The sequence below is a fragment of the Streptomyces sp. NPDC053755 genome (assembly GCF_040677675.1).
GTDB lineage: Bacteria > Actinomycetota > Actinomycetes > Streptomycetales > Streptomycetaceae > Streptomyces.
In genome coordinates, this window is the sequence record NZ_JBFASK010000010.1 from 171,186 (window position 1) to 189,092 (window position 17,907).

Here is a 17,907-nt window from a genome sequence, read left to right on the forward strand (position 1 = left end):
CAACGGAGGATGAGCGTGGCGGGAGTCGCGCTGATGCTCGGCGGCGCGGGGATCCTGCCGGCCGCCGCCCCCGCCCAGGCAGCCGAGGTCTCGTTCGCGACCGAGTGCGTTCCACCGGCGATCTCCGGCCTGCCACCGGTGCAGGGCACCACCAAGGTGCAGATCACCGCGCCGGCTCAGGCCGAGGTCGGCGACGAGGTGGAGATCGTCTGGAAGACGGTCGCGGCCGCGTCCAAGAACCCCGACGTCCTCGACCTGGACAAGGACACGGTCAAGCCGACCGGGGTGGTCAAGGTGGGAGGGGCGGCGAGCGCCACGCTGACCCTGGAGGGTCCGCGGCAGAACCCGCCGATCCCCAAGAACAGCCCGATGGTGCTGCCGGACATGAAGGGCAGGCTGAAGCTGGAGAAGGCGGGCGAGATCACGCTGACGCCGGACAAGTACACGATCAACGTCTCGAAGCCGCTGTCGACGGACACGAAGTGTTCCCCGAAGGAGACGGTGCCGGTCGGGGCGACGATCAAGGTGTCGGCGGGCGGGGGCGGTTCGGCGTCCGGCGGTACGACGACGTCCGGCGGCTCGACCACCTCCGGCGGTACGACGACGTCGGGGGGTTCGACCACCTCCGGCGGTACGACGACGTCCGGCGGTTCGACGACCTCCGGCGGTACGACGACGTCGGGGGGCTCGACCACCTCCGGCGGGTCCACCTCCGGCGGTGGAGGCGGGCAGACGGACTTCGCCGGCAAGGAGGTCGCGGTCCAGTTCGCCTGCCAGTCGCCCGGCCCGGCGAACATCACCTCCAAGGTGACCATCGACGCCAGGAAGAACGGCGGCACCTACGACCTCACCGTCAAGACCGCCAAGGGCGTGATGGACAGCCCCGCACCGCTCCCCGCCGGAGCGCTGAAGCCGTCCATGGCGGTCGGACTCGGCGGCGCGGACAGCGGGACGGTCAACGTCGAGGGCCCGGCGAACTCCACGCCGCTGGAGCAGGGCAAGCCGGTCGACCTGCCCGACATGAAGGGGACGTACAAGCCGGGCGCCACCGGCAAGGCCACCCTCGCCCCCGGCACCCTGACGATCAACGTCTCGCTCGGCGGCTCACCGATCGTGATCCCCTGCCGGGTCAAGGGGAGCGTCCAGGCGTCCCTCACCCTCGACACGACCGAGCAGGCGGGCGGCGCATCGGGCGGCGGCGGCAGCAGCGGCGGCGGTGACGCGGGCGCCGGCGGCGGCACGGGCGGCTCGGCCGGCTCCGGCGGCGGCCTCGCCGACACCGGAGCCGAGGACGAGGGCGCCCTGCGGGCCCTCGCCCTGGTGGCGGGCACGGTGATCCTGCTCGGCGGAGCGGTGTTCACCTTCACCCCGTGGGCCAGGCTCAGGCGCTGACGTAGGCCGAAGGCTCAGATGTTCCTCATGTCCCCTGGTAACTCCTTGTGAGGAGCGAGGTCCGGATGGTTGTGTTCGTCCGGGGCGCCCGAACGATGGGCGTCCGCGAACCGACCTGCCTGACCAGCAGGGGAGCGATGCGTCGGGCCCGCGAGGGCCCGACGCGCAGAAGGGAACGAAGATGCGCTGGGGGAAGAAGTTCGCCGCGGGATCACTCGCCGTGATGATGGGCGTCGGTGGAGCGGGCCTGATCGCCGCGTCTCCTGCTCAGGCGGCCGGAAAGTACACCTGCAAGGCCTACGCCTCCATGGACAAGATCGGCCGGCCCACCGCCTACTCGACCTGCAAGGCGGGTGGCGGCAAGGGCGTGAGCAAGCACCGGGTCGTCATCAAGTGCGACCAGGTACAGGGCGCCCGCGAGCACGTCATGACCTGGACGCTGTACGGCTCCTGGGTCGGGCCCGGCCAGAAGTCGAACGTGCACTGCGGCACGAAGAACTTCCTGCGCGGCTTCAGCGTGCAGACCAGGTGACCGCGCGGCGGTAGAGAGAGGTCCGGCCCGGCACGCGTCGCGTGCCGGGCCGGACCTCTGTGCCGTGGGGGAGGGACGCGTCAGCGCACGTCGCCCATGAGCGCGCGGATCTTCTTGCCCGCCGTCATGAACGCGAGGCCCGCGGCGACCGCCACGACCGCCCACAGGGTGTAGTACATCGCGTCACCCAGGGGCTTGTTGAGCTTGGTGGTCCAGCCGTTCAGCGCGTTGCCCGTCGCCGTGGCCAGGAACCACAGACCCATGATCTGGCCGACGAACTGCTTGGGGGCCAGCTTCGTGGAGAGGGAGAGGCCGACCGGGGAGAGGCACATCTCGCCGATGGTCTGGACGAGGTAGACGCTCAGCAGCCAGAAGACGGTGACCTTGCCGGTGTCGCTGTTCGCCGCGGCCGCGCCGGCGAGGCCCATGATGGCGAACGAGCCGCCGATGAGGAGCATCGCGAGGGCGAACTTCATCGGAGCGCTGGGCTCGCGGTTGCGCTTGGCGAGCTTCACCCACAGCGCGGCGAAGACCGGCGCCAGGACGATGACCATCGCCGGGTTCACCGACTGGTACCAGGACGCCGGGAACTCCCAGCCGCCGATCATGCGGTCGGTCTTGTTGTCGGCGAAGAGGGTGAGCAGCGAGCCCGACTGGTCGTAGATCATCCAGAACAGGACGGCGGTGGCGAAGAACCACGCGAACGCCTTGATCTTCGGCTTGTCCTCCGCGGCCAGGGCGGGGTTGCGGTACATCGCGACGAAGTACACGACGGGGACGACGATGCCGAGGACCGCGAGCACGTTCACGATGTGCTCTATGTCGTACGTGCCGAGGACGATGTCGGCCAGGAGCGCGGCGACGGCCAGACCGCCCCAGAGCAGGACCTTGCGCAGCGCGCTGCGCTTCTCCTCGGGCGTCGCCGGGGTGCCCGGCTCCTTGCCGACGTCACCGAGGTGGCGCGAGCCGAGGATGTACTGGAGGACCGCCAGGGTCATGCCGATGCCGGCGACGGCGAAGCCGAGGTGCCAGTTGACGTTCTCGCCGAGGTAGCCGACGACCAGCGGAGCGGCCATGCCGCCGATGTTGATCGACATGTAGAACAGCGTGAAACCGGCGTCCCGACGGGCGCTCGGCTGGCCCTCGTAGAGGCCGCCGACCATGGCCGAGATGTTCGGCTTCAGCAGACCCGTACCGGCGGCGATGAGCGCGAGGCCCGCGAAGAACGCCGTGTCCGACGGGATCGCCAGGGTGAAGTGGCCCAGGGCGATGACGATTCCGCCGACGAGGACCGCCTTGCGCGCGCCCCAGAGACGGTCGGCGACCCAGCCGCCGGGCATCGCGGCCATGTAGACGACCGCGTTGTAGACGCCGTAGATGGAGGCGGCCAGCGCCTCACGCCCTTCGAGAGGGCCGTCGAGCACACCCGCGACCAGGTAGAGGACGAGGATGCCGCGCATTCCGTACCAGGAGAAGCGCTCCCACATCTCGGTCATGAAGAGAGTGGCCAGGCCGCGGGGGTGGCCGAAGAACGTCTTCTCGGAACCGGGGGTTCCGGACGAAGTCGTCGTCAGGCTGGACGCCATGTCGATCCTTGCTCTGTCGGGACGCGCGCCTTGTGAGCGTGGTGCGCCCGGTGGGGGAGGCCGGCACCGGCGAGGAGCGGTCGCACCCCGCCGGGATCCACGCCCCGTGACGCCGCATGGCGTCCCGGGACCCGGCCCACAGGTCGTTCGCTGTCCTTGAGGCCGGCGAAGCCCACCTCACGCAGAAAAGAGACCCTTGGTGCGCGAAGCAGCCAAAGGTCCCCGATTACCGCAACAGACGTCTCGCCACCATACGACACGACAGGGGCGGATATGGAAGGACTTGAGAGATGGATCACAGGCTTCGAGGGAACCACATGACCATGATCGAAGGTCATCAGCAGGTTAGCCGCCCTGATGCCCAGGGGTGACCCTCACCCGGCGGATCGGCCCCCTGGCCAGGGGCCGTGCGGACTACCATCACCCCATGACCCGTGTACTGCTCGCCGAGGACGACGCATCCATCTCGGAACCGCTGGCCCGCGCCCTGCGGCGGGAGGGGTACGAGGTCGAGGTGCGGGAGGACGGGCCCACCGCCCTCGACGCCGGACTCCAGGGCGGAGTCGACCTCGTCGTGCTCGACCTCGGGCTGCCGGGCATGGACGGACTCGAGGTCGCCCGGCGGCTGCGCTCCGAAGGGCACGCGGTCCCGATCCTGGTCCTGACGGCCCGCGCCGACGAGGTCGACACCGTCGTCGGCCTGGACGCGGGCGCCGACGACTACGTCACCAAGCCCTTCCGCCTCGCCGAACTCCTCGCCCGCGTCCGCGCCCTGCTCCGGCGCGGCGCCACCGAGCCGGCCGTCGCGCCGTCGACGCACGGCGTGCGCATCGACGTCGAGTCGCACCGCGCCTGGATGGGCGACGAGGAGCTCCAGCTGACGGCCAAGGAGTTCGACCTGCTCCGGGTCCTGGTCCGCGACGCCGGACGGGTCGTGACGCGCGACCAGCTGATGCGGGAGGTCTGGGACACGACCTGGTGGTCGTCGACGAAGACCCTCGACATGCACATCTCCTGGCTGCGCAAGAAGCTGGGCGACGACGCGGCCAACCCCCGCTACATCGCCACGGTCCGTGGCGTCGGCTTCCGATTCGAGAAGAGCTGAGCCCGAGCCCGGGTCGGAGCCCGAGCGCGAGCCCGGTCGGAGCCCGAACCCGGGGCGGAGTGGGCGTCCTGGCCGGGGTCCGGGCTGAGCCCGAGGCCGCGTCGGAGACCTGGCCGGCATCCGGGCCGGAGCCGGAGTCGTAGGCTCGGGCCGGCAGGACCCCCACCCCCGCCCGGAGGGCACCGTGCGCCGCAGGCTGATCAACTCCACGCTCGCCGTGGTGCTCGTCGTCATCGCCGTGTTCGGGGTCTCCCTCGTCCTCGTCGAGACGCGCACCATCTCCAGCAGCGCGCAGGAGAGCGTGGACTCCGAGGCCCTGCGCCTGGTCGCGATCGTCGACAGCCGCCTCATCGGCGGGGAGCCCGTCAATCCCGACATCCTCGCCGAGCAGAGCGGCGCCAAGCGGTACGCCCTCATCGAGATCCCCGGCCGGAACCCCATCGAGATCGGCACCCGGCCCGAGGGCAGCGTCATCCGCGCCACCGCCGACGGCGAGCGCGGCGAGACCGTGACGGTCGAGGAGTCCCGGTCCACCGTCACCGCGGAGGTCGGCCGCACCCTGCTGATCATCGGCGCCGTGGCCCTGCTCGCCGTCGTGGCGGCCGTCCTGCTCGCCGTGCGGCAGGCCAACAAGCTGGCGTCACCGCTCACCGACCTGGCCGAGACCGCCGAGCGCCTCGGCTCGGGCGACCCGCGCCCGCGCCACCGGCGGTACGGAGTGCCCGAGCTGGACCGCGTCGCCGACGTGCTGGACGCCTCCGCCGAGCGGATCGCCCGGATGCTCACCGCCGAGCGCCGGCTCGCCGCCGACGCCTCGCACCAGCTGCGGACACCGCTCACGGCCCTGTCCATGCGCCTGGAGGAGGTGGCGGTCGCCGACGACCTCGACACGGTCCGGGAGGAGGCGACGATCGCACTGACCCAGGTCGAGCGGCTCACCGACGTCGTCCAGCGGCTGCTCACCAATTCCCGGGACCCCCGGACCGGCTCCGCGATCGCCTTCGACCTCGACGAGGTCGTCAAGCAGCAGATCGAGGAATGGCGCACCGCCTACCGGGGCGCCGGCCGGGCCATCGTCCACTCCGGCAAACACGGCATGCGCGCGGTCGGCACGCCCGGGGCGGTGGCCCAGGTGCTGGCCGCGCTGATCGAGAACTCGCTCATGCACGGCGGCGGCACCGTCGCCCTGCGCACGCGGGTCACCGGCAACCAGGCCGTGATCGAGGTCACCGACGAGGGCCCCGGCGTCCCCGCCGACCTCGGCGCCCGGATCTTCGAGCGGACCATCAGCGGCCGCAACTCCACCGGCATCGGCCTCGCGGTCGCCCGCGACCTCGCGGAGGCGGACGGCGGACGGCTCGAACTGCTCCAGCAGCAACCGCCGGTGTTCGCGCTCTTCCTCAGCCGCGAGGTCAAGAGCCACGCGGACCACGAGCGCCCGGTCCGCTGACGCGGCTCACCCACCGGGCCGGCGAAGGACACGCGCTGCCGACGCGGGCCACCACCGGGCCGGAGAGGACACGCGCTGCCGACGCGGCTCACCACCGGGCCGGCGCAGGGCACCCGCGGCGGACGCGGCTCACACGCGGTCGGGCTGCTTCCTGACCGCCTGCCGGGGAGCCTGCTCCAGGAACGATTCGGCGGTCTGCACGGCCTCCCGCGCCGGCAGCGTACGGAAGACCCACGTGCGGTACGACCAGAAGCGGAACAGCGTCGCGACGCCGATCCCGAGGAACTTGAAGACGTTGCTCTGCAGCGGGGTGTCCCAGCCGAAGCCGTACGTCGCCGCGTACAGCACACCGTTCTGGATCACCATGCCGACGACGCTGAACAGGAAGAAGAGCGACATCTCCTTCGTCCGGCTGCTCTTGTCCCGGTCACGGTAGGTGAAGTAGCGGAACCCCACGTAGTTGAAGGCGATGGCGACGACGGTGGCGATGATGCTCGCCCGCACAACCGGCAGGTCGGTGAGGTGGCGCACGAGGTTGAACACCCCGAGGTCCACCAGGAGCCCGAGAGCACCGACCGCGCCGAACTTCGCGAACTCGCGGGTGAGCTGGTCAAGCCGCACACGCAGTGCGCTCTGTTCACTCATGGTGATTGCTCAGCCCCGTCCGTCGGATGATGTCAACCCAGCCATGCTAACCAGCCCGTCTCCGACCCGCCCCTGGACATCGCAAAGCATGTGAAAACCGGGTGTCCCTGTGCCAAAGCACAGGTGGACGAGGGCCCGCCGATGGTGCGGATACCCTAAGAGGGTGACGTTCCCGGTAGTCGGCATGGTCGGTGGCGGTCAGCTCGCCCGTATGACCCACGAGGCGGGCATCCCCCTCGGCATCAAGTTCAAGCTCCTCAGTGACACCCCGCAGGACTCGGCGGCCCAGGTGGTGAGCGAGGTCGTCATCGGCGACTATCGCGACCTGGCTACGCTGCGTGACTTCGCGCGCGGCTGTGACGTGATCACCTTCGATCACGAGCACGTCCCGACCGAACACCTGCGGGCCCTGGAAGCGGACGGCATCCCCGTCCGGCCGGGGCCCGACGCGCTGGTGCACGCCCAGGACAAGGGGGTGATGCGCGCCCGGCTCGACGAGATCGGCGTGCCGAGCCCGCGCCACCGCATCGTGGCCGATCCGGCGGACGCGGCGGCCTTCGCCGCCGAGGTCGGCGGCTTCCCGATCATCCTGAAGACCGTGCGCGGCGGCTACGACGGCAAGGGCGTGTGGTTCGTCCGTACGGAGGCCGACGCCCGCGACCCGTTCCGCGCCGGAGTCCCGGTCCTCGCCGAGGAGAAGGTCGACTTCGCGCGCGAGCTGGCCGCGAACATCGTCCGCTCCCCGCACGGGCAGGCCGTCGCCTACCCGGTCGTCGAGTCCCGCCAGGTCGACGGCGTCTGCGACACGGTGATCGCGCCCGCCCCCGACCTGTCGGACGAGCTGGCCGGCCAGGCGCAGGAGCTGGCGCTGCGGATCGCCAAGGAGCTCGGGGTCGTCGGCCACCTGGCGGTCGAGCTCTTCGAGACCACCGACGGCCGGATCCTCGTGAACGAGCTGGCGATGCGCCCCCACAACTCCGGCCACTGGACCCAGGACGGCGCGATCACCTCGCAGTTCGCCAACCACGTCCGGGCGGTCCTCGACCTCCCGCTGGGCGACCCGCGGCCGCGCGCGACCTGGACGGTCATGTGCAACGTGCTGGGCGGGGACTACCCCGACATGTACTACGCCTATCTGCACTGCATGGCCCGCGACCCTCAGCTGAAGATCCACATGTACGGCAAGGACGTGAAGCCCGGCCGCAAGGTGGGGCACGTCAACACCTACGGCGACGATCTCGACGACGTGCTGGAGCGCGCGCGTCACGCCGCCGGCTATCTGCGAGGAACGATCACCGAATGAGCCCCGAGCGTCCCGAGAGCCCCGTCGTAGGCATCGTCATGGGATCCGACTCCGACTGGCCGGTCATGGAAGCCGCGGCCCAGGCCCTGGACGAGTTCGAGATCGCGTACGAGGTCGACGTCGTCTCCGCCCACCGCATGCCGCGCGAGATGGTCGCGTACGGCGAGCAGGCCGCCGGGCGCGGTCTGAAGGCGATCATCGCGGGCGCGGGCGGCGCCGCCCACCTGCCGGGCATGCTCGCCTCCGTCACCCCGCTGCCCGTCATCGGCGTGCCGGTCCCGCTGAAGTACCTCGACGGCATGGACTCGCTGCTCTCCATCGTGCAGATGCCGGCCGGGGTGCCGGTGGCCACGGTCTCGGTCGGCGGCGCGCGCAACGCCGGTCTGCTCGCGGCCCGGATGCTCGCCGCGCACGACCCGGAGCTGCAGGCCCGGATGCGGGAGTTCCAGCAGGAGCTCAACGACCAGGCGACCGAGAAGGGCAAGCGGCTGCGGGCCAAGGTCGAGGGTTCGGAGTCCTTCGGGTTCGCCAAGTGAGCGCGGCGGACCGGCTCGCGGAGGCGCGCGAGCTGCTCGCCTCCGCTCCCGTCGTCGACGGGCACAACGACCTGCCGTGGGCGCTGCGCCAGCACGTCCGCTACGACCTCGACCGCATGGACATCGCGGCCGACCAGTCGGGAGCGCTCCACACCGACCTGGCCCGGCTGCGGGCCGGCGGCGTCGGGGCCCAGTTCTGGTCGGTCTACGTCCCCTGCCACCTGACCGGCGACGACGCGGTCAGCGCCACCCTGGAGCAGATCGACGTCGTCGACCTGCTCCTCGCGCGGTACGCGGCCGACCTCGCCCCCGCCCTCACCGCGGACGACATGGAGGCCGCGCGCCGGGAGGGCCGCATCGCCTCCCTGAAGGGCGCCGAGGGCGGCCACTCCATCAACGGCTCCCTCGCCACCCTGCGGGCGCTGCACACCCTGGGCGTCCGCTACATGACGCTCACGCACAACGACAACACCCCGTGGGCGGACTCGGCGACCGACGAGCCGGGCGTGGGCGGGCTCTCGGCGTTCGGCCACGAGGTCGTCCGGGAGATGAACCGCGTCGGCATGCTCGTCGACCTCTCGCACGTCGCCGCGACGACGATGCGGGACGCCCTCGACACCTCCGTCGCGCCGGTGATCTTCTCGCACTCCTCGTCCCGGGCCGTCTGCGACCACCCGAGGAACATCCCCGACGACGTGCTGGAACGGCTCGCGGCCAACGGCGGCGTGGCGATGGCGACGTTCGTCCCGAAGTTCATCCTGCCCGCCGCCGTGGAGTGGACGAACCGGGCCGACGAGAACATGCGGGCCCACGGTCTGCACCACCTCGACACCACCCCGGCGGCGATGCGGATCCACCGCGCCTTCGAGGCGGAGAACCCGCGGCCGGTCGCCACCGCCGCCACGGTCGCCGACCACCTCGACCACATGCGCGAGGTCGCCGGCGTCGACCACATCGGCATCGGCGGTGACTACGACGGCACGGCGTTCACCCCGTCCGGGCTGGACGACGTCGCAGGCTATCCGAACCTGATCGCGGAGCTGCTGACCCGCGGCTGGTCGCACGCCGACATCGCCAAACTGACCTGGTCCAACGCGGTCCGCGCGCTGCGCGACGCCGAGGCGGTCTCCCGCGACCTGCGGGCGAGCCGGGGGCCGTCGATCGCGACGATCGAGTCACTGGACACACCGGCCGGCTGACGCCCCACCGGAGGCCGGCCCCGCGGGGCGACGGGGCCCTGCCCGTGCGGCTCGGGGGCGGCGCCTCGCCGGTCCGGTCCGGAAGGGGCTCCCTCGGCCGGTTCGCGGGCGGTCGGCACTCCTTTCGAGACACGCCCTAGTCCCGCAGCGGGATGGTCCCCCGCTCCCGGTTCCCGCCCCCGTCGAACCGGGAGCGGTCCACCGCCGGCCGTGCGGCCGGCCGGGTCGCGATCAGGCGGATCGTGTCCCGCCCGGCCAGGGCGGTGCGCCACTGTCCCAGGTCCGGCCGGGTGCCGTATGCACCGTCCGCCATCGCCCACAGCCGCCGCACCGCCGCCGTCCGGCGCTCGTCGAGCACCCCGGCGACCGGGTCCAGCGGCTTGTCGGGAGCGGCGTAGGCGTCCTGGGCGAGCACGCGGCCGATCATCAGCGCCGCCTTGTAGCGGTCGCTGTCGACGGTGACCGAGCCCGGCGGGGCGTGCGGGTCGAGCCAGTCCGGGGTGTCCGCCTGGTCGAGCACCGGCGGCCGGCCGGTGATCCGGATGCCGTCGCAGTCGAGCAGATGGACGGAGGGCCCCGGGTCCAGGGACCACAGGACGTTCGCCTGTGACAGGTCGCCGACGACGAGCCCCATGGCGTGCAGCCATTGGAAGAGTTCCACGATCGCCACGGTCAGGGCGTGCCGCTCGGCGGGGGAGGGCTGCCGGACCCCCTGCCAGGCGGCCTTCGGCGCGCGCAGCAGGTACGACAGCTCGATCAGCTTGCTGTCGCCCTTGCCCGTCCGCCAGCTCATGGTGGCGGGCGCCCGGCGCATCAGGAAGCCGGTGACCCGGCCGCTGTCCACCACCCGGCAGAGCGGCCAGGCGGCCTCCCGGTCGAGCCGGTCCCGCTCGGCCGGGGCGAGCGCCTGGCGCAGCGACACCAGCGAGGCGAGGGCGTCCCCGTCGACCTTGTGCGGCTCCAGGTACTTCTTGAAGAGCAGGCCGCCCGGACCGCCCACCTCGTGGACCTCGCCCTGTCCGCCGACCGACAGCCTGCCCAGCATCTTCAGGGACGACTGGGTGACGTCGGAGCCGTCGTGCGCGCTCACGCCGGGGCCTCCCACAGGACGGCCGCCGTGCGGTCGTCGTCGTACGACTTCACCCGGTACTGCACCTGCCAGAGGAAGTCGGCCGGCTCGGGCACGGTCCCCCCGCCCCAGGCGGTGCGGAGGAAGTCCCGCATCTCCGGTTCGCCGGCCAGCGGCGTGGACAGGCCGTCGGTGGCGAGGACGAGGACGTCCCCCGGCCGGGTGCTGATCAGCCGGGTGACGGCGGTCCCGGTCAGCGGCAGGGCGGCCGTCCTGGTGTCGATGACGGCCGGCTCGGCGCCGCTGGCGGTGTCGGGGCCCGGCCCGGGCTCGGTGACGGTCAGGTCCCAGCGGCCGTCGCTGAGCAGCGCGGTGCCGCCGTCGCCCACGGCCAGGAAGCCGCGGGTGCGGACGGCGGGGTCGAGCGGGACGAGGAGGACGCGCAGGGTGGTGGCGTAGCCGGCGGGCTCGTGCGTGGCGCGTTCGGCGGTACGGGTCAGGCGCGCCGCGATCCACTCCGCCGCCATGTCCGCGAGCGCGGCGAAGCGGTCCGCGTCGCCGGTCACCAGGCACTCGTGGAGTTCCTCGGCGTAGCGGGCGAGGATCCAGGCGGCCCAGCGGCAGGCGTGGTTCGACCCGACGTGCGAGAGGCGCGCCGAGCCGACGCCGTCGGCCACGGCGAGCATCAGCAGCTCGGCCGCCCCGGGTTCGCCGAGCAGGCTCACGCCGAGCGCGTCCTGCCGGGGCTCGCCCAGATAGCGGTGGGAGTCACCGCGTACGGACGCGGCCCGGACCGTCAGCGGGCCGTGCGCGGCGCCGTCCAGCACGATGTCCGGCAGTACGGCGGCGGTGGGGTCGTCCGACACCCGGGGCAGCGCCTGCGGTACCGGCGGATAGCTCGGGGGCTTGCGGCCGCTGTGCGCGGGGACCCCGAGGGCCGGGGGCGCCGCCGGGGGGTTCTCCTGCTCCTGCTCCATCGCCGTCCTCGTCCTCGTCCTTCGTCCTTCGTCCTCAGAGCTTGTCGAGCGACACGGTCGCGAAGCCGGGCACGGTCTCGTCGACGGTGAGGGTGAAGTCGGACCCGCCGTTCGCCGCGATGCTGCTCGCCGAGCGCACGATCGACCGGGTGAGGCTGGAGGCGAACTCCCGCAGGGCCTGCGCCGCCGACACCTGGCTGTTCTGCTGCATGAAGGCGCGGAAGTTGGCCACGTGGGCGATCGTGCCCTCCTCGGCGTCCCCGATGCCGAAGGCGATGATCTTCGGGCAGTAGCGGGACTCCGTCAGCTCCTTGTACGCCTGGTGCCAGTCGTCGTCGGTCGGGATGCCGTCCGACATGAAGAACGCCACCGGCCGGTACACCTCGTGCCCCTCGGCCTTGAGCGCGGCCACGTCCGTCTCGATGCAGCGCAGCAGCGTACGGAAGGCGTTGCCGTACGAGGTGAGCCCTCCGGCCGCGAGCGCGGGCACCTCCTCGATGTCGCTGAGGTCGACGAGCGGCTGGAGGACGTTCGCCTCGGTGGAGAACCCGATCAGGCAGAACCGGGTCTTGTCGGCCACGGTCGGGTTGGTGCTGATCTCGTGGTGCAGTTCGGGCAGGGTCGAGTTGAGCGTGTCGAGGTTGTCGCCCGCCATCGACCCCGACTCGTCGCACAACAGGTAGAACGGGAGAATCTGCACGGCTTGCTTCCCTCCGGGTGGGGGATCGGTGGACGTCAGTAGGTGTAGAAGTAGATCTCCAGGTCGGCGTGCCCGCCCGAGGCCCCGCCCTTCCAGAAGTCGCGCGTGGTGGCGCCCGCGAACATCCGCGGACGGGCCTTCTCCAGCTGGGAGTTGACCTCGTGGGCGTAGTCGCCGCCCGCGCCCGGGTCGGAGTGCCGCCCGAAGGTCAGGACGAACGCCGCCTGCCGCCCCTCGTACCGCGCGGTCACCGCTCGCAGCCGCGCCTGGATCCGCGCCGTGTCGCCGGGGGCCGCGTCGATGGAGACCTTCACGGGCGTACGGGTCACGGCACGCGGGCCCTTGGGGCGGGTGCTCTTGGAGGGCCCCGGCTCGGCACTCCCGGAGGCCTTCGGCGGGGCGTCCGCCTCGGCCGCGAGCGGGTCGCCCTGGTCGCCCATGGCGACGAGCGCGAGGACCAGCAGCATGTCCGCGAAGAGCCAGCCGGCCAGGTGCAGCGGGTTGAACCGCGGCGCTCTCACCGGGCGTCCGCCCGCGGCGGCACGGCGTCCTGGGGAGCGTCCTGCGGGGTGTTCCGGGAAGCGGCGTCCCGCGGTGCGGCGGGCAGGGGAGGACGCGGGGCGTCGTGCGGGGCCGCGGCGCGCCCGTGGCCCTCCGCCGCTCCGTGGCCGTACCCCGTGCCGTTCCCGGAGGCGTCCGGCGCGACGGCCCCCGGCACGACGGGCGCCTGGCCGTGGAGGCCCGTGCCCTGCGACCCCGGCACGACGGGCGCCGGGGCGGGGGAGGCGGGGAGCGACCGCAGGGCCTCGACGGCGTCCCCGAACCGCTCGGCCACCCGCCCCAGGGCCTCGGTCTGCGCGACGAGCCTCCCCAGCAGCTCCCGCGCCTCGTCGCCGCCGCGCGCCGTGGCCTCCACGACCTCCGCCAGCCGCCCCAGGACCTGCGCGGAGACGTCGCCGGTGACCTCGATGCCGGTCGTGAAGGAGCGCTGCGAGGCGGCGAGCACCGTCACGGAGTCCTCCACCCGCTCACCGGCCCGGTCCAGGACGTCCCGGACCTCCCCGCTCATCTCCCGCACGTCTTCCAGCGCCTTGCGGACGGTCGCCCCGCTGCCGCTGACCGCCGCCTCGATCTCCTTGGTGTTCCCGCGCACCGCGTCCTCGATCCGGCTCGCGGCCGACTCCAGCGGGCGTACGGAGGTGTCGATCCCGGCCAGCCGGCGCTCGGCCTTGTCCACGGAGTCGCCGACGATCACGGCGGCCTGGGTCAGCTCCCGCTGGGTCGTGGCCGCCGTCTCGCCGAGCCGGTTCAGGGTCGCCGCGGACCGGGTCAGTTCGGCCGCGAACCGCTGCGGCGAGGCCATGCGGTGGTCGTTGAGGTGCAGCTGGGCCTGGGTCAGCACCGGGACGAGCCGCCGGAGCAGGGCGTCGGCGCGCCGCCGCCCGTCCTCCGCCCGCCGGGCGAGGGTGGCCTTGCGCCAGCCGTGCAGCAGGACCAGGGCGAGCAGCACCAGGATCGCGATCGTGGCGAACAGGGCGACGTGGCCGAAGGTGAAGAAGCCGGTCAGCCGGCCCTCGAAGCCCGACTGCCACAGCTGGAGGAAGGGCCGGCCCGCGGCCTTCGGGTCGGCGCCGGTCAGGGCCTCGTACGCACTGGTCGCACGGGTGAGACCGAGCCAGGTCAGCGCCAGGGGGACGAAGACCAGGCCGCCGAGCACCGTCTCGAGCCAGCCCCAGGCCGCGTGCTCCTGCTCCGGCGCGCCGTCGTCCACGCTCTCCGGGCGGGCGTAGGCGTGCAGCAGATCGAGGTCGGCCCACGGATCGAGCAGCCCGGAGTCGTCCGCGGCCCGCAACGCGTCCGAGAGGGACCTGAGTTCGTCGGCGCGGGCGGACAACTCCGCCTCGGCGGCCAGTTCTTCGATCTGCCGCGCGACCGAGGAACGGTCCGCCGGAGCCCGCACGGGCATGCCCACCCCCACACCAGAGAACAGGGGGCCGATGGTCCGCGCAGCACGCTCCCCAGCGCGGACGGAGCACCGTTCGTCTTCCCCCGAAGGGAACCGATCGTAGCCCACGCCGCTACTCTGCGTCCCAGTGAACTCGTCTTCCCGGGGGGCCTGTTGTGCGTGCCGACCGTCCGCGTGGAGTGGTCCGTCTCAAGCGGCCGGCCGAGGCGCTCCTGACCCGGGCGGCGCCCACCGCCCAGGTGTCCGGGCGCGGAGTGCTCCAGGCGAACCTGAACTGGTCCGCCGGTACGGGCGCGGACCTGGACCTGGGCTGCATGGTCGCGCTCACCGACGGCGGGGCGCACGTGGTGCAGCCGCTCGGCCGCCTCTTCGGCTCGCTCACCGAGGCGCCGTACGTGCGGCTCGACGGGGACGACAGGACCGGGGCCTCCTCCGACGGCGAGACGCTGCGGGTGAGCCTGGAGCACCGCGCCCGCTTCCGCAGGCTGCTGGTCTTCACATACGTCTACGAGGGGGCGGTGGACTTCCGCAGCCTGGGCGCGGCGGTGACCGTCACCGCGCCGTCGGGCGGCTTCCGGATCCTCCTCGACGACGCCCCGGCCGGGGCGCTGGGCTGTGCGATCGCCCTGATCGAGCCGGTCACGGGCGGGCTGGCGGTCCGCCGGGAGGTCAGCTGGTTCATGGGCACCGAGACGCACGGGCCGCAGCCGCAGATGGACCGGGCGTACGGCTTCGGCATGGAGTGGGTCGTGGGCCGCAAGGACTGACGGGCGGGCCCGCCGAGGCGCGCCCGGCCGCCGGTCCGTCCCTCGAACGCGCCGCCCACCGCGACCCGCGCGGGCGACGGTGGCACGGTGGACGGTACTGCCCCGCCGCGTCCGGCGAGGCGGTACTGCCGCACCCGAGTTCGGAGTCCCTCATGGCAGACCTGCTGGACGACGCCCCTGCCCTCTCGGCCGCTTCCCCCGCCGTCGGTGAGCTCGATTCCGCCGGACCTCCGCCGGTCCCGGACGTGGAGGAGCGCGCCCGCGTCCTGCTGGCCGCGTACCCGGTCGTCGAGGGGTACGCCCACCTGTCCGAGATCCCCGATCCCGAGGACCTGCCTCCGCTGCGGGCGCCGGAGGTGGCGGCGCAGTTCTGGTCCCTGCACCCGGAGCCCGGCGAGGACCCGGTGGTCGAGACGCTGCGCCGGATCGACACCGTGCGGACCCTCGTCGCCGCGTGTCCGGAGGACCTCCGCATGGCGCGGACGACGACGGAGATCGACGACGCCCGCAACTGCGGCCGGATCGCGGCCCTGCTGGGCCCGGCGAGCGCCGTGGCCCTCGGGGGCTCGCTCGCCACGCTCCGGGCGTACCACGAGCTCGGCGTCCGGGCGATCACGTTGACCGGTTTCGACCGTTTCACCCATCAGGCGGTACGGGAGATGAACCGCCTGGGCGTCCTCGTCGATCTCTCGGGCGCCGCCCCGGACACGCTGAGGAGCGCGCTCGGGACCACCAAGGCCCCGGTCCTGCTGACCCGCGCGGAGCCGACGGCGCTGCCGGACGACGTGCTGGGCCTGCTGGGCGAGAACGGCGGCGTGTGCATGGTCCCGCTGACGGACGGCGTCGCCGCCACGGCCGACGCGCTGGACCGGCTGCGGACCCTGGCCGGACCGCGCTCGGTCGGCCTCTCCCACAGCCCCGCCCCGCACACCGGCTATCCGGCCCTCGTCGCGGAGCTGCTCCGGCGGGGCTGGGAGGAGGCGGACGTCCAGGCCCTGACGGGCGGCAACGTGGCCCGCGTCCTGCGCGAGTCCGAGTTCCACTCCCGCGCCAAGCGCCTGCGCCGTCCTCCCGCCTGACGGGGCCGTGCCCCGGGGAGCGCCGGGAGAGCGCCGGCGCCCGCCGGCCCTTCCTAGGCGCGGGGGCGGCCCATCGCCCGGTAGACCCAGCCCGCCTCGCGCCAGCGGGTCGCGTCCAGGGCGTTGCGGCCGTCCAGGATGACCCGGCTGGTGACGACCTCGCCGAGTTCCGCCGGGTCCAGGGCGTCGCGGAACTCGCGCCACTCGGTCAGGTGCAGGACCACGTCCGCGCCCCGGGCGGCCTCCAGCGCCGAATCCGCGTACCCGAGCGTCGGGAAGAGCCGGCGGGCGTTGTCCATGCCCTTCGGGTCGTAGACCGTCACCTGGCCGCCCTGCAGATGGATCTGGCCGGCCACGTTCAGCGCGGGCGAGTCCCGTACGTCGTCGGAGTCCGGCTTGAACGTCGCGCCGAGCACCGCGACCCGCTTGCCGAGGAACGAGCCGTCGCCCAGGGCGTCGCGCGTCATCGCGACCATCTGGCCGCGCCGCCGCATGTTGATGGAGTCGATCTCCCGCAGGAAGGTCAGCGCCTGGTCCGCGCCCAGCTCGCCCGCCCGCGCCATGAACGCCCGGATGTCCTTCGGAAGGCAGCCGCCGCCGAAGCCGATCCCGGCCCGCAGGAACTTGGACCCGATCCGCTCGTCGTAGCCGATCGCCTCCGCCAGCTTCGCGACGTCGCCGCCCGCGGCCTCGCACACCTCCGCCATCGCGTTGATGAAGGAGATCTTCGTCGCCAGGAAGGAGTTGGCGGCGGTCTTCACCAGCTCCGCCGTCGGGAAGTCCGTCACCACGAACGGGGTGCCCTCGCCGACCGGCCCGGCGTACACCTCGCGCAGCGTCTTCTCCGCCCGCTCGCTTCGCACGCCCGCCACGATCCGGTCCGGTCGCAGGGTGTCCTGGACGGCGAAGCCCTCCCGCAGGAATTCCGGGTTCCAGGCCAGCTCGACGCCCTCGGGCAGCAGCCCGGCGAGCCGCTCCGCGGAGCCGACGGGGACGGTCGACTTGCCGACGACCAGCGCGCCCGCGCGCACCACACCGGCGAGCGAGGCGAAGGCCGCGTCGACGTACGACATGTCGCACGCGTACTCACCGTGCTTCTGCGGAGTGTTCACGCAGACGAAGTGCACGTCGCCGAAGGCGCCGACCTCCTCCCAGGAGGTGGTGAACCGCAGCCGGCCCGTCGATCCCTCGATCCCGTGGGCGTGCCGCGCGAGGAGGTCCTCCAGGCCGGGCTCGTACATCGGCACCCTGCCCGACGCCAGCATCTCGATCTTCTCGGGGACGACGTCGAGTCCGAGGACCTCGAAGCCCAGCTCCGCCATGGCCGCCGCGTGTGTCGCGCCGAGGTAGCCGGTGCCGATCACGGTGATCTTGAGGGCCATGCGGGACTCCATGTGCGTGCAGGGCGGAAAATGCCTGCCCGAGCATAGTCGGGGCGCGTGCGGACGCGGTGCGGCCGGGCGCGGGCTGTCGCAAAGCTCACCTGGTGGCGGAGGACCGGCACGCCCTAACATTCTGGTTACTTAACGGTAGTTAGCGTTTGTTCTAGGGGAGCTCCAGATCATGGGCAAGGACTTCGACCTGTACCGCCCGTCCGAAGA

General features: G+C 72.6%; 17 protein-coding genes. 9 read left to right on the forward strand and 8 right to left on the reverse strand.

Annotation, left to right across the window (positions count from 1 at the left end; genetic code table 11):
• Nucleotides 1–9: 9 nt before the first annotated feature.
• Nucleotides 10–1,392, forward strand: a complete 1,383-nt coding sequence (locus AB0K65_RS13325; RefSeq protein WP_365715934.1) for a hypothetical protein — start codon at nt 10–12, stop codon at nt 1,390–1,392.
• A 181-nt stretch (nt 1,393–1,573) separates the two neighbouring features.
• Nucleotides 1,574–1,924, forward strand: a complete 351-nt coding sequence (locus AB0K65_RS13330) for a hypothetical protein (RefSeq protein ID WP_365715935.1) — start codon at nt 1,574–1,576, stop codon at nt 1,922–1,924.
• A gap of 80 nt (nt 1,925–2,004) precedes the next feature.
• Here the strand turns inward: AB0K65_RS13330 and AB0K65_RS13335 are convergent, their stop codons facing one another.
• Entirely contained in the window at nt 2,005–3,510 is a 1,506-nt protein-coding gene (locus AB0K65_RS13335) for a peptide MFS transporter (protein WP_365715936.1), read from the reverse strand.
• Nucleotides 3,511–3,937: 427 nt separating this feature from the next.
• Here AB0K65_RS13335 and AB0K65_RS13340 point away from each other — a divergent pair, with 427 nt between their 5' ends.
• Both AB0K65_RS13340 and AB0K65_RS13345 read left to right on the forward strand, forming a co-directional pair.
• On the forward strand, nt 3,938–4,615 hold the full coding sequence (locus AB0K65_RS13340; RefSeq protein ID WP_365715937.1) for a response regulator transcription factor: 678 nt from the start codon (nt 3,938–3,940) through the stop codon (nt 4,613–4,615).
• A 184-nt stretch (nt 4,616–4,799) separates the two neighbouring features.
• Nucleotides 4,800–6,065, forward strand: a complete 1,266-nt coding sequence (locus AB0K65_RS13345; protein WP_365715938.1) for an ATP-binding protein — start codon at nt 4,800–4,802, stop codon at nt 6,063–6,065.
• A 129-nt stretch (nt 6,066–6,194) separates the two neighbouring features.
• Here AB0K65_RS13345 and AB0K65_RS13350 read toward each other — a convergent pair whose 3' ends face one another.
• Nucleotides 6,195–6,710 carry a GtrA family protein gene (locus AB0K65_RS13350; RefSeq protein ID WP_365715939.1) on the reverse strand — a complete coding sequence of 172 codons (516 nt, stop codon included), beginning with the start codon at nt 6,708–6,710 and terminating at the stop codon, nt 6,195–6,197.
• 163 nt (nt 6,711–6,873) lie between these two features.
• On the opposite strand from AB0K65_RS13350, the gene AB0K65_RS13355 reads away from it, so the two are divergent.
• From AB0K65_RS13355 to AB0K65_RS13365, 3 genes are read left to right on the forward strand one after another with little or no spacing between them, the layout of a single operon-like run.
• Nucleotides 6,874–8,013, forward strand: a complete 1,140-nt coding sequence (locus AB0K65_RS13355; protein ID WP_365715940.1) for a 5-(carboxyamino)imidazole ribonucleotide synthase — start codon at nt 6,874–6,876, stop codon at nt 8,011–8,013.
• Nucleotides 8,010–8,549: a 5-(carboxyamino)imidazole ribonucleotide mutase gene (gene purE / locus AB0K65_RS13360; protein ID WP_365715941.1), complete on the forward strand. Its 540-nt coding sequence runs from the start codon at nt 8,010–8,012 to the stop codon at nt 8,547–8,549. The genes AB0K65_RS13355 and purE overlap by 4 nt, the downstream gene beginning before the upstream one ends.
• The gene (locus AB0K65_RS13365; RefSeq protein ID WP_365715942.1) at nt 8,546–9,748 is read left to right on the forward strand and encodes a dipeptidase; all 1,203 of its coding nucleotides are present in this window, start codon (nt 8,546–8,548) and stop codon (nt 9,746–9,748) included. Before purE ends, AB0K65_RS13365 begins: the two co-directional genes overlap by 4 nt.
• 136 nt (nt 9,749–9,884) lie before the next feature.
• Here the strand turns inward: AB0K65_RS13365 and AB0K65_RS13370 are convergent, their stop codons facing one another.
• Genes AB0K65_RS13370 through AB0K65_RS13390 form a run of 5 tightly spaced genes read right to left on the reverse strand, consistent with a single transcriptional unit; the run spans nt 9,885 to nt 14,460 of the window.
• Nucleotides 9,885–10,838 (reverse strand): hypothetical protein, encoded by a 954-nt coding sequence (locus AB0K65_RS13370; protein WP_365715943.1) that lies wholly within the window; start codon nt 10,836–10,838, stop codon nt 9,885–9,887.
• The gene (locus AB0K65_RS13375) at nt 10,835–11,794 is read right to left on the reverse strand and encodes a protein phosphatase 2C domain-containing protein (RefSeq protein ID WP_365715944.1); all 960 of its coding nucleotides are present in this window, start codon (nt 11,792–11,794) and stop codon (nt 10,835–10,837) included. The genes AB0K65_RS13370 and AB0K65_RS13375 overlap by 4 nt, the downstream gene beginning before the upstream one ends.
• Before the next feature lie 34 nt (nt 11,795–11,828).
• Entirely contained in the window at nt 11,829–12,494 is a 666-nt protein-coding gene (locus AB0K65_RS13380; RefSeq protein ID WP_365715945.1) for a VWA domain-containing protein, read from the reverse strand.
• A gap of 35 nt (nt 12,495–12,529) precedes the next feature.
• The gene (locus AB0K65_RS13385; protein ID WP_365715946.1) at nt 12,530–13,015 is read right to left on the reverse strand and encodes a hypothetical protein; all 486 of its coding nucleotides are present in this window, start codon (nt 13,013–13,015) and stop codon (nt 12,530–12,532) included.
• A complete protein-coding gene (locus AB0K65_RS13390; RefSeq protein ID WP_365715947.1) occupies nt 13,012–14,460 on the reverse strand; it encodes a methyl-accepting chemotaxis protein in 1,449 nt (482 codons plus the stop codon). The genes AB0K65_RS13385 and AB0K65_RS13390 overlap by 4 nt, the downstream gene beginning before the upstream one ends.
• Before the next feature lie 179 nt (nt 14,461–14,639).
• On the opposite strand from AB0K65_RS13390, the gene AB0K65_RS13395 reads away from it, so the two are divergent.
• Together AB0K65_RS13395 and AB0K65_RS13400 are read left to right on the forward strand one after the other, a co-directional pair.
• Nucleotides 14,640–15,227 carry a tellurium resistance protein gene (locus AB0K65_RS13395; RefSeq protein WP_365715948.1) on the forward strand — a complete coding sequence of 196 codons (588 nt, stop codon included), beginning with the start codon at nt 14,640–14,642 and terminating at the stop codon, nt 15,225–15,227.
• A 152-nt stretch (nt 15,228–15,379) separates the two neighbouring features.
• Nucleotides 15,380–16,306, forward strand: coding sequence for a membrane dipeptidase (locus AB0K65_RS13400; RefSeq protein ID WP_365715949.1), 927 nt, complete (start codon nt 15,380–15,382; stop codon nt 16,304–16,306).
• 53 nt (nt 16,307–16,359) lie between these two features.
• On the opposite strand, the gene AB0K65_RS13405 is transcribed toward AB0K65_RS13400, so the two are convergent.
• The gene (locus AB0K65_RS13405) at nt 16,360–17,688 is read right to left on the reverse strand and encodes a UDP-glucose/GDP-mannose dehydrogenase family protein (RefSeq protein ID WP_365715950.1); all 1,329 of its coding nucleotides are present in this window, start codon (nt 17,686–17,688) and stop codon (nt 16,360–16,362) included.
• Nucleotides 17,689–17,907 lie beyond the last annotated feature (219 nt).

What these genes read in the sequence shown, in the direction of transcription:
- AB0K65_RS13325 (WP_365715934.1), top strand. Translation starts at nt 10, where the DNA reads ATGAGCGTGGCGGGAGTCGCGCTGATGCTCGGCGGCGCGGGGATCCTG.
- AB0K65_RS13330 (WP_365715935.1), top strand. Translation starts at nt 1,574, where the DNA reads ATGCGCTGGGGGAAGAAGTTCGCCGCGGGATCACTCGCCGTGATGATG.
- AB0K65_RS13335 (WP_365715936.1), bottom strand. Translation starts at nt 3,510, where the DNA reads ATGGCGTCCAGCCTGACGACGACTTCGTCCGGAACCCCCGGTTCCGAG.
- AB0K65_RS13340 (WP_365715937.1), top strand. Translation starts at nt 3,938, where the DNA reads ATGACCCGTGTACTGCTCGCCGAGGACGACGCATCCATCTCGGAACCG.
- AB0K65_RS13350 (WP_365715939.1), bottom strand. Translation starts at nt 6,710, where the DNA reads ATGAGTGAACAGAGCGCACTGCGTGTGCGGCTTGACCAGCTCACCCGC.
- purE (WP_365715941.1), top strand. Translation starts at nt 8,010, where the DNA reads ATGAGCCCCGAGCGTCCCGAGAGCCCCGTCGTAGGCATCGTCATGGGA.
- AB0K65_RS13375 (WP_365715944.1), bottom strand. Translation starts at nt 11,794, where the DNA reads ATGGAGCAGGAGCAGGAGAACCCCCCGGCGGCGCCCCCGGCCCTCGGG.
- AB0K65_RS13390 (WP_365715947.1), bottom strand. Translation starts at nt 14,460, where the DNA reads ATGCCCGTGCGGGCTCCGGCGGACCGTTCCTCGGTCGCGCGGCAGATC.
- AB0K65_RS13400 (WP_365715949.1), top strand. Translation starts at nt 15,380, where the DNA reads ATGGCAGACCTGCTGGACGACGCCCCTGCCCTCTCGGCCGCTTCCCCC.
- AB0K65_RS13405 (WP_365715950.1), bottom strand. Translation starts at nt 17,688, where the DNA reads ATGGCCCTCAAGATCACCGTGATCGGCACCGGCTACCTCGGCGCGACA.